At 71.1% G+C, this 13,295-nt stretch carries 12 protein-coding genes and 4 tRNA genes; 7 read left to right on the top strand and 9 right to left on the bottom strand.

Features of this window, described 5'->3' with window-relative positions:
* Genes crcB through OTB16_RS20155 form a run of 3 tightly spaced genes read right to left on the bottom strand, consistent with a single transcriptional unit; the run spans position 1 to position 1,231 of the window.
* A complete protein-coding gene (gene crcB / locus OTB16_RS20165; RefSeq protein ID WP_267721651.1) occupies positions 1-375 on the bottom strand; it encodes a fluoride efflux transporter CrcB in 375 nt (124 codons plus the stop codon).
* Entirely contained in the window at positions 372-884 is a 513-nt protein-coding gene (locus OTB16_RS20160) for a fluoride efflux transporter FluC (RefSeq protein ID WP_267721649.1), read from the bottom strand. The genes crcB and OTB16_RS20160 overlap by 4 nt, the downstream gene beginning before the upstream one ends.
* A complete protein-coding gene (locus OTB16_RS20155) occupies positions 881-1,231 on the bottom strand; it encodes a metallopeptidase family protein (RefSeq protein ID WP_266935388.1) in 351 nt (116 codons plus the stop codon). The genes OTB16_RS20160 and OTB16_RS20155 overlap by 4 nt, the downstream gene beginning before the upstream one ends.
* A gap of 103 nt (positions 1,232-1,334) precedes the next feature.
* Between OTB16_RS20155 and OTB16_RS20150 the strand changes: the two genes are divergently transcribed.
* The 3 genes from OTB16_RS20150 to OTB16_RS20140 all read left to right on the top strand — a co-directional run bounded on the left by OTB16_RS20150 (position 1,335) and on the right by OTB16_RS20140 (position 1,619).
* Positions 1,335-1,407: transfer RNA gene (locus tag OTB16_RS20150), tRNA-Glu, on the top strand.
* Between the two features lie 39 nt (positions 1,408-1,446).
* Positions 1,447-1,520: transfer RNA gene (locus OTB16_RS20145), tRNA-Asp, on the top strand.
* A 22-nt stretch (positions 1,521-1,542) separates the two neighbouring features.
* Positions 1,543-1,619: transfer RNA gene (locus OTB16_RS20140), tRNA-Phe, on the top strand.
* 36 nt (positions 1,620-1,655) lie between these two features.
* On the opposite strand, the gene OTB16_RS20135 is transcribed toward OTB16_RS20140, so the two are convergent.
* Genes OTB16_RS20135 through OTB16_RS20125 form a run of 3 tightly spaced genes read right to left on the bottom strand, consistent with a single transcriptional unit; the run spans position 1,656 to position 3,727 of the window.
* Positions 1,656-2,519, bottom strand: coding sequence for a cytochrome c biogenesis CcdA family protein (locus OTB16_RS20135; protein ID WP_267721648.1), 864 nt, complete (start codon positions 2,517-2,519; stop codon positions 1,656-1,658).
* Entirely contained in the window at positions 2,516-3,256 is a 741-nt protein-coding gene (locus OTB16_RS20130; RefSeq protein ID WP_267721647.1) for a DsbA family protein, read from the bottom strand. Before OTB16_RS20130 ends, OTB16_RS20135 begins: the two co-directional genes overlap by 4 nt.
* 54 nt (positions 3,257-3,310) lie before the next feature.
* On the bottom strand, positions 3,311-3,727 hold the full coding sequence (locus OTB16_RS20125) for a hypothetical protein (protein WP_267721646.1): 417 nt from the start codon (positions 3,725-3,727) through the stop codon (positions 3,311-3,313).
* Between the two features lie 89 nt (positions 3,728-3,816).
* Between OTB16_RS20125 and hrpA the strand changes: the two genes are divergently transcribed.
* Positions 3,817-7,755: an ATP-dependent RNA helicase HrpA gene (hrpA, locus tag OTB16_RS20120; RefSeq protein WP_267721645.1), complete on the top strand. Its 3,939-nt coding sequence runs from the start codon at positions 3,817-3,819 to the stop codon at positions 7,753-7,755.
* Between the two features lie 70 nt (positions 7,756-7,825).
* A tRNA-Asp gene (locus OTB16_RS20115) sits at positions 7,826-7,899 on the top strand.
* 633 nt (positions 7,900-8,532) lie between these two features.
* On the opposite strand, the gene bldC is transcribed toward OTB16_RS20115, so the two are convergent.
* Both bldC and OTB16_RS20105 read right to left on the bottom strand, forming a co-directional pair.
* On the bottom strand, positions 8,533-8,739 hold the full coding sequence (bldC, locus tag OTB16_RS20110; protein WP_003949541.1) for a developmental transcriptional regulator BldC: 207 nt from the start codon (positions 8,737-8,739) through the stop codon (positions 8,533-8,535).
* Between the two features lie 568 nt (positions 8,740-9,307).
* Complete coding sequence (locus OTB16_RS20105) at positions 9,308-10,162, bottom strand: DUF8083 family protein (RefSeq protein WP_267721644.1); 855 nt, start codon at positions 10,160-10,162, stop codon at positions 9,308-9,310.
* Positions 10,163-10,401: 239 nt separating this feature from the next.
* Between OTB16_RS20105 and OTB16_RS20100 the strand changes: the two genes are divergently transcribed.
* The gene (locus tag OTB16_RS20100; RefSeq protein ID WP_324290860.1) at positions 10,402-11,511 is read left to right on the top strand and encodes a Leu/Phe/Val dehydrogenase; all 1,110 of its coding nucleotides are present in this window, start codon (positions 10,402-10,404) and stop codon (positions 11,509-11,511) included.
* 290 nt (positions 11,512-11,801) lie between these two features.
* Complete coding sequence (locus OTB16_RS20095; protein ID WP_267721643.1) at positions 11,802-12,068, top strand: DUF3073 domain-containing protein; 267 nt, start codon at positions 11,802-11,804, stop codon at positions 12,066-12,068.
* Between the two features lie 79 nt (positions 12,069-12,147).
* Here OTB16_RS20095 and purM read toward each other — a convergent pair whose 3' ends face one another.
* Positions 12,148-13,218, bottom strand: a complete 1,071-nt coding sequence (gene purM, locus OTB16_RS20090; protein ID WP_267721641.1) for a phosphoribosylformylglycinamidine cyclo-ligase — start codon at positions 13,216-13,218, stop codon at positions 12,148-12,150.
* Positions 13,219-13,295 lie beyond the last annotated feature (77 nt).

The raw sequence follows: 13,295 nt of genomic DNA, 5'->3' as shown, positions 1-13,295 counted from the left end.
TCAGGCGAACAGCTGCCGCGCCACCTGCGACCCGAGGTGCACGGCGCCCAGCCCCACCAGCACCGAAGCGCCCACGTTCGCCGCGGCCAGGAAGGTCCGGCCGCGCTCGGCCAGCCGCAGCGTCTCGTACGAGAACGTCGAGTACGTGCTCAGCGCCCCGCACAGCCCGGTCCCCAGCAGCAGGTCCAGCCGCGAGGAGGAGGCCCCGGCCAACGCCGCCCCGGCCAGCGCGCCGAGCACCAGGCAGGCGGCCGCGTTGACCGTGAAGGTGCCCCAGGGGAAGAGCGTGCCGTGCCGCGCCTGCACCGCGCGGTCGGTCAGGTACCGCAGCGGCGCACCGACGACCGCGCCCGCCACCACCAGCAGCCAGTTCACCCGCGCCCCCCGACCGCGCGCCGGGTCAGCGCGGCCGCCCCCCACACGGCGCCGAGCGCGGCCACGACGGTGAGCCCGGCGTACGCCAGCGCGGTCCCCGCCTCCCCCTCGTCCAGCAGCCGCGAGAAGTCCAGGGCGTACGCGGAGAAGGTGGTGAAGCCGCCGAGCACCCCGACCCCGGCGAAGGCCCGCACCAGCGGGCGCCCCGTACGGCTGCCCTCGTCGTCCTCGCGGTCCTCGCGGTCCTCGCGGTCCTCGCCGATCAGCACCATCAGTACGCCGATCAGCGCGCAGCCGGCCGCGTTGACCCAGAAGGTCGCCCACGGGAAGGCCCCGGGCCCGGACGGCCACAGCAGTCCGATCCCGTACCGCGCCGACGCCCCGGCCGCCCCGCCCGCCGCCACGGCCGCGAGGACCCGGCCCTGCGGCTCGGTGCGCTGGGCCGGCACGTGCAGGTCGACGTCGGGGTCGACCGGGCCGCCGTCACCGCCGGGGACCGGCCGGGTCACCCGTAGCCCAGCTCGTGCAGGCGGTCGTCGTCGATCCCGAAGTGGTGGGCGATCTCGTGCACCACGGTGACCTCCGTCTCGGCCACCACGCTCTCCCGGTCCTCGCACATCCGCAACGTGGGGTTGCGGTAGATGGTGATCCGGTCGGGCAGCACCCCGGCGTACCACTCGCCGCGGTCCGTGAGCGGGGTCCCCTCGTAGAGCCCCAGCAGTTCGGGGTCGTCGGCGGGAGGTTCGTCCTCGACGAACACCGCCACGTTGTCCATCAGCCGCGTGAGCTCCGGCGGGATGCGGTCCAGGGCCTCTGCGACGAGCTCTTCGAACTCCTCGCGCGTCATCTCCAGCACCGGCCCATTGTCCCTCCGGAGGAAACCGTTTTGGCGATAGCTCCCCGGATCCCATATGCTTCTCACGTCCCCGACGCGCTGAGAAGCGCCCGGCGGGCCTTTAGCCCTCATCGTCTAGTGGCCCAGGACGCCGCCCTTTCAAGGCGGTAGCACGGGTTCGAATCCCGTTGGGGGTACGCAACACCATGTGCGAGACTTGTTCTCGCACAATGCAAGGACCTGTGGAGCAGTTGGTTAGCTCGCCACCCTGTCAAGGTGGAGGTCGCGGGTTCAAGTCCCGTCAGGTTCGCTGAAGCCGGAAACGGTTTCGTGGCTGGGTAGCTCAGTTGGTACGAGCGATCGCCTGAAAAGCGATAGGTCGCCGGTTCGACCCCGGCCCCAGCCACCACAAGAAGGCCCCGTCCATCGGACGGGGCCTTCGCCGTTACTCCCCCTCGGCGGCCCCGACCGCTCCGGCGGTACCGGCCGCCGGCCGCGCCCGGCGGCGCCACCGGGTCAGGCCCACGGCGACCGCCCCGACCGCGACCAGCCCGAGCAGCACCCGGTCCGGGACCGCGCCGGCCAGCGAGCGGACCCGCTGCTCCACCGCGAACGAGTCGTCGACGTCCAGCAGCCCCGGCAGCGCGCCCGCCCCGTCGTAGGCGAGGAACAGCGCGCCCAGGGTGATGAAGAACAGCCCGGACAGCAGCGAGGACGTGTGCAGTTCGAAGCGGCCCGCCGTGAAGGCCCGCCCGCGCAGCCAGCGCCGCCGGCCGAGGTCGAACCGCTCCCAGAGCAGGGCCAGCACGAACAGCGGTACGGCCATCCCCAGGGCGTAGACCGCCAGCAGCAGGCCGCCGTAGACGGGGCTGCCGCTGACCGCCGCCACCGTCAGGACGCTGCCGAGGATCGGCCCGGCGCAGAAGCCGGCCAGTCCGTACACCGCGCCGAGCGCGTACACCGACAGGGCGGTGGTCGGCCGGATCCTCCCGGACAGCTCGGAAACGCGCCGGGAGGCGAAGCCGAGGCCGAGGATCTGGGCGAGGCCGAGGGCGATGATCAGCCAGCCGCCGGCGAGGACCAGCGCGTCGCGGTTGCCGTGGAAGAACCGGCCCGCGTACGAGCCGGCCGCGCCCAGGGGTACGAGGGTGCTGGCCAGGCCCGCGTAGAAGATCCCCGTCCGGGCCAGCAGCCGGGAGGCCGAGTCGATCGAGTACGCGAAGAAGGCGGGCAGCAGCAGCGCGCTGCACGGGCTGAGCAGGGCGAGGAGGCCGCCGAGCAGGGCGGCCAGGTATCCGATGCCGGTCACTTGCGGGCCGCCGCCCCGGCCTTGGCGATGGCGGCGTCGAAGGCGGCCAGCGGCTGGGCGCCCGCGATCGGCTGCCCGTTGACGAGGAAGGACGGGGTGGAGGTGACTCCGATGGAGTACCCCTCCTCCCGGTCCTTGGCCAGGGCGGCCGCGGCCTGCTCGCCGGCCGCGTCCCGTGCGAAGCGCTCCAGGTCCGGGACGCCGGCCTGGCGGGCCAGCTCCAGGAGGCGGGCCTCGCCGAATCCCTTCTCCTTCGAGCCGTCTGCGTACGCGGCGGCGTGGAAGGCTGCGAACCGGTCCTGCTGTCCGGCCGCCCAGGCGGCCCTGGCGGCCGTCTCGGACTCGGCGCCGAAGATCGGGAAGTTGCGCCACTCGATGCGCAGGGTGCCGTCTTCGACGTACTTCTTCACCAGGGCGGGCTCGACGTCGCGGGCGAACTTGCCGCAGTAGCCGCACTTGAAGTCGGAGTACTCGATCAGGACGACGGGCGCGTCGGCGCGGCCCACGGCCAGCCCGTCGCCGGACTCGCGGCGGGCGAGCGCCTTCAGTGCGGCGGCGGGGTCGGCAGCGGAGTCGGCCGCGGGCGCCGAGGAGGCGGCTGCCGCGGGCCCGCCGGAGGGCTTGTCCGCGGGGGCGGTGGCCTGCCAGGAGACCAGGCCGAGGGTGATCGCGGCGAGCGCGACCCCGGCGGCGTACAGCAGGGGCTTGCGGGAGGAAGAGGACGCGGAAGAGGACATGCGGGTGCTCCAGGACTGCGGGTGGGGTGGTGGGGCGGGCCGGTGGGACCGGTCCTAGACCCGCAGTACGGAGAGCTCCACCGGGCCGGGTGCGGGCCGGTCGGGCCCGCGTACGGGGACCCGTACGGGCGCCGTGCCGTGCGGCCGGGCCTCCTCGGGCGCCGGCCGGGCCGCCGGGGCCTGCGCGTGGTCGGCCCCGGCGCGCGCCGGGACGGCGGGGGCGCCGCCGTGGCCGGGCGCCCCCGGATCGCAGACGGGGCCCCGGTCGCCGGGGGCCGCCGCGAAGGCCGCCTGGACCGCGCCGGAAGCCGGAGCCACCGCGAGGACCGCGGTGGAGAGCGGAGCCGGTCCCGGGCCGGGCGCCGCAGCAGCCGGCGGACCCGCCAGCACCCCCAGCAGCATCGCGAGCGCGGCTGCCGCGAGGCACCACACACGGCGACGGCGGGACAAGGTGGGCTGCCTCTCACTCACACAACTGGGGTACTCGTCCCGAAATGGTACGGGGAGGGGCACAAATGCGTTCGCCACCCGGCCGCCCCGGGTGAGATCCTCGACCAGGTATGTCTACTTCCTTCGCCGCCCTGCAGACGCTTCTCGGTGAGATCTCCCTCCGTGACGCGCACCGCCTCGGCCGCCGCCTCGAGGGCGCCCGCCGTATCCGCAAGCCCGAGGCCCGGCAGGCCGTGCTCGACGAGATCGCCGCGGAGGCCTCGAAGGCCGCCGAGCGGCTCGCCGGGCGCGCCTCGCGGATGCCGGAGGTCACGTATCCCGAGAACCTGCCCGTCAGCCAGAAGAAGGACGAGATCGCCGAGGCGATACGCGACCACCAGGTCGTGATCGTCGCGGGCGAGACCGGCTCCGGCAAGACCACGCAGATCCCCAAGATCTGCATGGAGCTGGGCCGCGGCGTCCGGGGCATGATCGGGCACACCCAGCCCCGCCGGATCGCGGCCCGCACGGTCGCGGAGCGCATCGCCGAGGAGCTGAAGTCCGAGATCGGCCAGACGGTCGGCTGGAAGGTCCGGTTCACCGACCAGGTGGACCAGGACGCGACCTTCGTGAAGCTGATGACGGACGGCATCCTGCTCGCCGAGATCCAGACAGACCGCGAGCTGCGCGCCTACGACACGATCATCATCGACGAGGCGCACGAGCGGTCGCTGAACATCGACTTCCTGCTCGGCTACCTCGCCACGCTGCTGCCCAAGCGTCCCGACCTCAAGGTGATCATCACCTCGGCGACCATCGACCCGCAGCGGTTCTCCCGGCACTTCGGGGACGCTCCGGTCGTGGAGGTCAGCGGTCGCACGTATCCCGTGGAGGTCCGTTACCGCCCGCTCCTGGAGGAGGAGGGCGACGACAGCGACCGGGACCAGATCACCGCGATCTGCGAGGCCGTGGAAGAGCTGCAGGCCGAGGGGCCGGGCGACGTCCTGGTCTTCCTCTCCGGCGAGCGGGAGATCCGCGACACCGCGGACGCGCTGGAGAAGCGCAAGCTGCGCCTGACCGAGGTCCTCCCCCTCTACGCGCGCCTCTCGCACGCCGAGCAGCACCGGGTGTTCCAGCAGCACACGGGCCGCAGGATCGTTCTGGCCACGAACGTCGCCGAGACCTCGCTGACCGTCCCGGGCATCAAGTACGTGATCGACCCGGGCACCGCCCGGATCTCCCGCTACAGCCACCGCACCAAGGTGCAGCGCCTCCCCATCGAGCGGGTGTCGCAGGCCAGTGCCAACCAGCGCAAGGGCCGCTGCGGCCGTACCTCGGACGGCATCTGCGTCCGGCTCTACTCCGAGGACGACTTCCTCTCCCGTCCGGAGTTCACGGACGCCGAGATCCTGCGGACCAACCTGGCCTCCGTCATCCTGCAGATGACCGCGGCCGGCCTCGGCGAGATCGAGAAGTTCCCCTTCATCGACCCGCCGGACCACCGCAACATCCGCGACGGCGTCCAGCTGCTCCAGGAGCTCGGCGCGCTGGAGCAGGGCGAGAAGTCCTCCGCAGAAGGCGGGAGGGGGCAGCGGCTCACGCCGATGGGCCGCCAGCTGTCCCAGCTGCCCGTGGACCCGCGCCTGGCCCGCATGGTGGTGGAGGCCGACAAGAACAACTGCGTCCGCGAGGTCATGGTCATCGCGGCCGCCCTGTCCATCCAGGACCCGCGGGAGCGGCCCTCGGACAAGCAGACCCAGGCCGACCAGAACCACGCCCGCTTCAAGGACGAGACCAGCGACTTCCTGGCGTTCCTGAACATGTGGCGCTACGTCCGCGAGCAGCAGAAGGAGCGCGGCTCCTCCTCGTTCCGCCGGATGTGCAAGCAGGAGTACCTGAACTTCCTGCGGATCCGCGAGTGGCAGGACATCTACTCGCAGCTGCGCACGGTCGCCAGATCCATGGGCATCCACGTCAACGAGGCCGATGCCCCCGAGCACAGCGTCCACGTCTCGCTGCTGGCCGGGCTGCTCTCGCACATCGGCCTGAAGGACACGGACAAGAACGAGTACCTGGGTGCGCGGTCGGCGAAGTTCGCGATCTTCCCCGGTTCGGCGCTGTTCAAGAAGCAGCCCAAGTTCCTGATGTCCGCCGAGCTGGTGGAGACCTCGCGGCTGTGGGCCCGGGTCAACGCCAAGGTGGAGCCGGAGTGGGTGGAGCCGCTCGCGCAGCACCTGGTCAAGCGCACGTACAGCGAACCGCACTGGGAGAAGGACCAGGCGGCCGTCATGGCGTACGAGAAGGTCACGCTGTACGGCGTGCCGATCGTCGCCCAGCGGAAGATCAACTACGGCCGGATCGACCCCGAGGTCTCGCGCGAGCTGTTCATCCGCAACGCGCTGGTCGAGGGCGACTGGAAGACCCACCACAAGTTCTACGCCGACAACCGCCGCCTCCTCACCGAGGTGGAGGAGCTGGAGAACCGGGCCCGGCGCCGCGACATCGTCGTGGACGACGAGACCCTCTTCGACTTCTACGACCAGAAGATCCCCGACCACGTGGTGTCGGGCGCGCACTTCGACTCGTGGTGGAAGCACAAGAAGCACGAGGAGCCCGAACTCCTCGACTTCGAGCGCGAGATGCTGCTGACGGAGAAGGCCGCCGGGGTCACCAAGGCCGACTACCCGGACTCCTGGCACCAGGGGCAGCTGAAGTTCCGGGTGACCTACCAGTTCGAGCCGGGGGCGGACGCGGACGGCGTGACCGTGCACGTGCCGCTCCACGTGCTCAACCAGGTCACCGACGCGGGCTTCGACTGGCAGATCCCCGGGCTGCGCGAGGAGGTCGTCACCGAGCTGATCCGCTCGCTGCCGAAGCCGGTCCGCCGCCACTACGTGCCCGCGCCCAACTTCGCGGGCCGCTTCCTGGCCACCGCCGTGCCCCTGCAGGAGCCCCTGCACGTGACGCTGGCGCGCGAGCTCCATCGGATGGTCGGAGTGCCGGTCGCGGCCGAGGACTTCGACCTGACCCGCATCCCGGACCACCTCAAGATCACCTTCCGGATCGTCGACGAGCGCCGCAAGAACCTCGCCGAGGACAAGGACCTGGAGGCCCTGCGGCTGCGCCTGAGGCCCAAGGCCCGCCAGGCGCTCTCCCAGGTCGCCGCGGCGACCGCCGAGCGCGCGGGCGGGGAGTCGGTGGAGCGCTCCGGGCTGACCGACTGGACCATCGGCACGCTGGCCAAGGTCTTCGAGACCCGGCGCGCGGGCCAGCCGGTGAAGGCGTACCCGGCGCTGGTGGACGAGGGCGGATCCGTCTCCGTACGGCTCTTCGACACCGAGGCGGAGCAGCAGCGGGCGATGTGGCGGGGGACCCGGCGGCTGATCCTGCTGAACATTCCGGTGAACCCGGCGAAGTTCGCCTCGGACCACCTGACCAACCAGCAGAAGCTGGCCCTGTCCCGGAACCCGCACGGCTCCATCCAGGCGCTGTTCGACGACTGCGCGACCGCGGCGACCGACCGGCTCATCGCCGACCACGGCGGCCCGGCGTGGGACGAGGCGGCCTTCCGCAAGCTCTACGAGGCCGTCCGGGCCGACCTGGTGGACACGACCGTCCGCACGGTCGCGCAGGTGCAGCAGGTGCTGGCCGCCTGGCAGGCCTGCGAGCGCCGGCTCAAGGCCACGAACAGCCTGACCCTCGTGGCGAACCTGCAGGACGTGAAGACGCAGCTGGCGGGCCTGATGCCGGCCGGTTTCGTGACGCTCACCGGCCTGCGCCGCCTCGGCGACCTCATGCGCTACCTGGTGGCGGTGGACCGGCGGCTCCAGCAGATGCCGACGGGCGTCCAGCGGGACACCACGCGGATGCAGAAGGTCCACGAGATGCAGGACGAGTACGCCTGGCTGCTGGAGCAGTTGCCGAAGGGCCGTCCGGTGCCGGCCGCGGTCACCGACATCCGCTGGATGATCGAGGAACTGCGGGTCAGCTACTTCGCCCACGCTCTCGGGACGGCGTACCCGATCTCCGACAAGCGGATCGTGAAGGCGGTGGACGCCGCGGCCCCCTGATCGGGTTCGACTGCACCCCTTGAGCTGCTGTACAGTCTGTTTCGCAGCCAGGTGATCGGCGGCAAAGCAAGGACCTGTGGAGCAGTTGGTTAGCTCGCCACCCTGTCAAGGTGGAGGTCGCGGGTTCAAGTCCCGTCAGGTTCGCAGTAGACGTCAGGGCCCGTATCCCCCAGGGGATACGGGCCCTGACGCGTTGGCGGGGGCAACCCCGGCGGCAGGCCTTGGGCGGCCGCCTGGGGCCCTCCGGCGGCCGCCGGCGCCACAACACCCCGGACGCGCGCCCCGACGGCCCAGGCGCGCGCCTGGCCGGTCGGCCGCGGGCTGGACGCGCTCCGCCGGGAGCGGGACCCGGACCGGGCGTCCCGCGCGGCGCATCCGCCGTCCGGCTCCCGGGGGCGCCGGGCCGGGCCGCAGGATCCCCCGTTCGCATGACGCGCTTCGCGCGGGACCTCCCCTTACGGGGTGCATTGCCGGATGTACAAGAGTGATCATCTGTGACGGGAGTCACCGTATGGGTTTTTGAGACGTGTACTTTTATCGCACCCCTACGCGCTCTCGATTTAATATGTGCAATGGCACCTACTGCTCCGCGGCTCCCGATCCGGCCCGATACCGCCCTGAACTGGGCATGAAAAAATCGCGCTGGACCCGGCGGAGTCCAGCGCGATCAACGACCGGTGAACCTGTTGGGGCAGGTTCGGTCGCATGAAGCAAAGTGGGTTTCATCGGATTGGGGGACCCGAATACGACCCGTTAAAACAGGGGTGCTGCGGAACCTCAGGCCTCGCTGCGCTGCTGCGGAATTCCCGCAAGCAGTGCGCGGACCTCAGCCTCGCGGTAACGGCGGTGTCCACCCAGGGTGCGGATGGACGTGAGCTTGCCAGCCTTGGCCCAGCGGGTGACCGTCTTCGGGTCCACGCGGAACATCGTGGCAACCTCAGCCGGGGTCAGCAGCGGCTCGGCATCAGGGGTGCGAGCGGTCATGAGCGGCCTCCTCGGGAGAACCGAACCATCTCGGTTCTTTCCTCTAAATTCTGCACCTTGGCCCGCGGTGCCCGAAATGGACATACGCGGGCCGAGTCGGTTATAGGACGAACGGCTTGTCCTCGGCACTACAACTACACCATCCGTCCAGCCCCAAGGGCCAAACCGACGGAATTGCCCTCCGAGGTGTTCATCAGCGGCGGAAGCCGATGGACCGTCCCATAACGGACAGTCACCCCACTGTGACGATCAGTCACAGAGCGATCAGGAGTCGTCAGACCCCCCGTAGAGCGCAATGCCGAGCATTCCACCCTTAGTTGGACGGAAGGAACCCTCCCCGGACTCCTTGTCCTATTTTGGCACGAGGGTAGGGGAAGGGCGCAAGGGTGTAGATAGTGCGGTCCGTCACGCTTGGGCCAATGGCCCGTATCGGGACGAAGGTCCTGGCACTACGTCCCAAATCTTACGATCAGGGCCCTGATCAGGCACTTATGGTCGATCGACCGATAGACAGCGGTACGTGCACCTCCTCCAGGGGTCGTATCCAGCCGTTCCGGCGATTTCTGGCCTAATTCGCGAACAGCCTCTCCCGCACCGCCCTCCAGCGCTCCGCGAGCTCCTCGTACCTCTCGACCGCGCCCTCGGTGTCGCCCGTCCGCAGCGCGTCGAGGCCCGACGCCAGGTCCCGGGCCGAGCGGTCTCCCGCCAGCCGGTCCGCGGGCAGCGCGTGCAGCAGCCCGCCGTAGTCCAGCTCGACCATCGAGCCCGGGTGGAACTCCTCCAGCCAGCTGCCGACCTCCACCAGGCCGTCGGCGAGCATCCCGTACCCCTCCGCCTCCCGCAGGACCCGCAGGGCCCGCGCGAGCCGCCGGCGCGCCTGCACCATCGGCGTCCGGTAGCGCAGCCGCTCGCCCGGCACGTACTCCCGCTCCTCGTCCGCCACCAGTACGAACCAGCGCAGCGGTACCTGCCACACCCCCGTACGGATCCACGGGCGCGCGTCCGGGTTCCGCTCGCGCCAGCGCTCGTAGTCGTCGGTCGCCCGGCGGCGCGCGTCCGGCGGGAGCGCCGCGTCCAGCACCGGGAGCGGGAACCACTCCACCAGCTCCTGGAGCGCCAGCCAGCCCCGGAGCCGGGTGCGCCACGGGCAGACCAGCAGCACCCCGCCGACCTCCGCCGTGAAGGCGTCGGCGCTCTCCTGCGCCGGGACCCCCACCACGGGCACCCGTACCAAGTCGGCCAGCGACCGGCGCAGTTCGTCCTGGGCCGTCGGGCTCACCCCGCGCCGGGCGTAGTCGGCCCAGTGCGCGCGCTCCGGCTCGGGGAAGGCGGCCAAGGGCTCGTAGACGCGCAGGTAGGAGGCGTAAGGGACGGTCGGCGCCGTGCGGGCGGCGGGCAGCTGGGGCTCGGGGGATTCACTCACGCCCTCCTACCTCCCCCCTTTGGGGGCCGGGTTCACCTCCCGGGCGCCGGTGGCGTGGCGGACGGGTGCGCGGGGGCCTCCGGAACCCCCGCGCCGGGGGTCCGTACCACGGGAGGGTTCCGATCCCCGGACAGGTCGCCTCAGCGGGCCCCGCAGGTCTTACGCTGCTCCCAGCACGCCCTCCCCCACCCGCAGGGCGGGCGTCATTCCGCCGCATCTCTTCCATGGGAGTCACCACCGTGACCGAAATGACCGACGGCGTCCTGCACACCCTGTTCCGTACGGAACAGGGCGGCCACGAGCAAGTCGTGCTGTGCCAGGACCGAGCCACGGGCCTCAAGGCCGTCATCGCGATCCACTCCACCGCCCTGGGCCCCGCCCTCGGCGGTACGCGCTTCCACGCGTACGCCTCCGACGAGGAAGCCGTCCAGGACGCGCTGAACCTCTCGCGCGGCATGTCGTACAAGAACGCCCTCGCCGGTCTCGACCTCGGCGGCGGCAAGGCCGTGATCATCGGTGACCCGGCCGGCAGGGATCAAGGCGGTATCAAGAGCGAGGAACTGCTGCTGGCCTACGGCCGGTTCGTGGAGTCCCTCGGCGGCCGCTACGTGACCGCCTGCGACGTCGGCACCTACGTGGCCGACATGGACGTCGTGGCCCGCGAGACCCGCTGGGCGACCGGCCGCTCCCCCGAGAACGGCGGCGCGGGCGACTCCTCCGTGCTCACCGCCTTCGGTGTCTTCCAGGGCATGCGCGCCAGCGCGCAGCACCTGTGGGGCGACCCGACCCTGCGCGGCCGCAAGATCGCCGTGGCGGGTGTGGGCAAGGTCGGCCACTACCTGGTGGAGCACCTGCTGGAGGACGGCGCCGAGGTCGTCATCACGGACGTACGGGAAGAGTCCGTGCACCGGATCCTGGAGAAGCACCCCGGGAAGGTCACGGCGGTCCTGGACACGAACGCGCTGATCCGCGTTCCGGGCCTGGACGTCTACGCCCCCTGCGCGCTCGGCGGGGCCCTGAGCGACGAGACGGTACCGGCGCTGACCGCGAAGATCGTCTGCGGTGCGGCGAACAACCAGCTCGCGCACACGGGCATCGAGAAGGACCTCTCGGACCGCGGCATCCTCTACGCCCCGGACTACGTGGTCAACGCGGGCGGCGTGATCCAGGTCGCCGACGAGCTGCGCGGCTTCGACTTCGACCGCTGCAAGGCCCAGGCGACGAAGATCTTCGACACCACCCTCGCCATATTCGCACGTGCGAAGGCGGACGGTATCCCGCCGGCCGCCGCGGCCGACCGGATCGCCGAGCAGCGGATGTCCGACGCCCGCGCCGCGCGCGCGGTCTGACCCCTCCGGGGACCCCTGGGGGCGCCCGCCGGGGGCGCGGCGAGACGGAACTCACTGCGCTTCGGCGGGTCGCCCGCCAGGAAAGGGTTAAAATCGCAGCTGACCAGCGAGGACGGGGTGCCCCGTTGGTTCTGCACCGGGGCGCGTCATGCGGGCGGCGTACCGTATGGCCGCGGAAGCAGGTACCGTTAAACCCCTACGGACGGTCTCTCCACGGAGAGCCCGCTCCGAACCATGAACGCGTGTCAGACTCTGGGGCCGTCGAGCCCCGTCACCGAGGGGGTCGAGCCATGGGGCGCGGCCGGGCCAAGGCCAAGCAGACAAAGGTCGCCCGCCAGCTGAAGTACAACAGCGGCGGGACTGATCTCTCGCGTCTGGCCAACGAGCTGGGCGCATCGCCGACGGAGCCGCTGCCTATCAGCGAGCCGGTCGAGGTCGATGACGATCAGGACGATGACGAAGACGACCCGTACGCGCAGTACGCGGCTCGGTACAACGGCGATGACGACGACGAGGACGAAGAGTCCGGTCCGTCGGCACACCGCCGCGGCGCTTGACGCCCACGGCGTCGGCACAGCAGGTCAGAAAACCGAAACCCGGTCCAGGGCGTAGCCCCGGGCCGGGTTTCGGTGCTGCTCAGCTCGCGTAGGTACCGGTCAGGGTCGCGCCCTCGGTACGGTCGCCGCGGTCCAGGATCTCGCCCGCGACCCAGGCGTCCACACCCCGGTCGGACAGCGCGGTCAGCGCCACGTCCACCGACTCGGCGGGTACGACGGCCATCATGCCGACGCCCATGTTCAGCGTCTTCTCCAGCTCCAGCTGCTCCACCTGCCCGGCCTTGCCGACCAGGTCGAAGATCGCGCCGGGGGCCCAGGTCGTACGGTCGACCGTGGCGTGCAGGTGGTCCGGGATGACCCGGGCCAGGTTGGCGGCGAGGCCGCCGCCGGTGATGTGCGAGTACGCGTGCACCTCGGCCGTACGGGTGAGGGCCAGGCAGTCCAGCGAGTAGATCTTCGTGGGCTCCAGCAGCTCCTCGCCGAGGGTGCGGCCGAGCTCGGCGATCTCCTGGTCCAGGGACATTCCGGCCCGGTCGAAGAGCACGTGCCGGACCAGCGAGTACCCGTTCGAGTGAAGGCCGGACGAGGCCATCGCGATGACGGCGTCCCCCGTACGGATGCGATCGGCTCCCAGGAGGCGGTCGTATTCCACGACACCGGTGCCGGCGCCCGCGACGTCGAAGTCGTCCGGGCCCAGCAGGCCCGGGTGCTCGGCGGTCTCGCCGCCGACCAGGGCGCAGCCGGCGAGGACGCAGCCCTCGGCGATGCCCTTGACGATGGCCGCGACACGCTCGGGATGCACCTTGCCGACGCAGATGTAGTCGGTCATGAAGAGGGGCTCGGCGCCGCAGACGACGATGTCGTCCATGACCATCGCGACCAGGTCGTGGCCGATGGTGTCGTACACGCCGAGCTGGCGGGCGATGTCGACCTTGGTGCCGACGCCGTCGGTGGCGGAGGCCAGCAGCGGGCGCTCGTAGCGCTTGAGGGCGGAGGCGTCGAAGAGGCCGGCGAAGCCGCCGAGGCCGCCGAGGACCTCGGGGCGCTGCGTCTTCTTCACCCACTCCTTCATCAGCTCGACGGCGCGGTCGCCCGCTTCGATGTCCACGCCTGCGGCTGCGTAGCTGGCACCGGTGGTCTTCTCTGTCATGACAGGAGAGAGCTTTCGTGTCGTTACTGCGGGTGGTGCCGGGCCCTGGGAGAAGCCTCAAAGACAGGGCCCGGCGC

The organism is Streptomyces antarcticus (assembly GCF_026627255.1).
Classification (GTDB): Bacteria; Actinomycetota; Actinomycetes; order Streptomycetales; family Streptomycetaceae; genus Streptomyces; species Streptomyces antarcticus.
The sequence above is the reverse complement of the archived record's forward strand: the minus strand, read 5'-3'. Positions and strand labels throughout refer to the sequence as shown.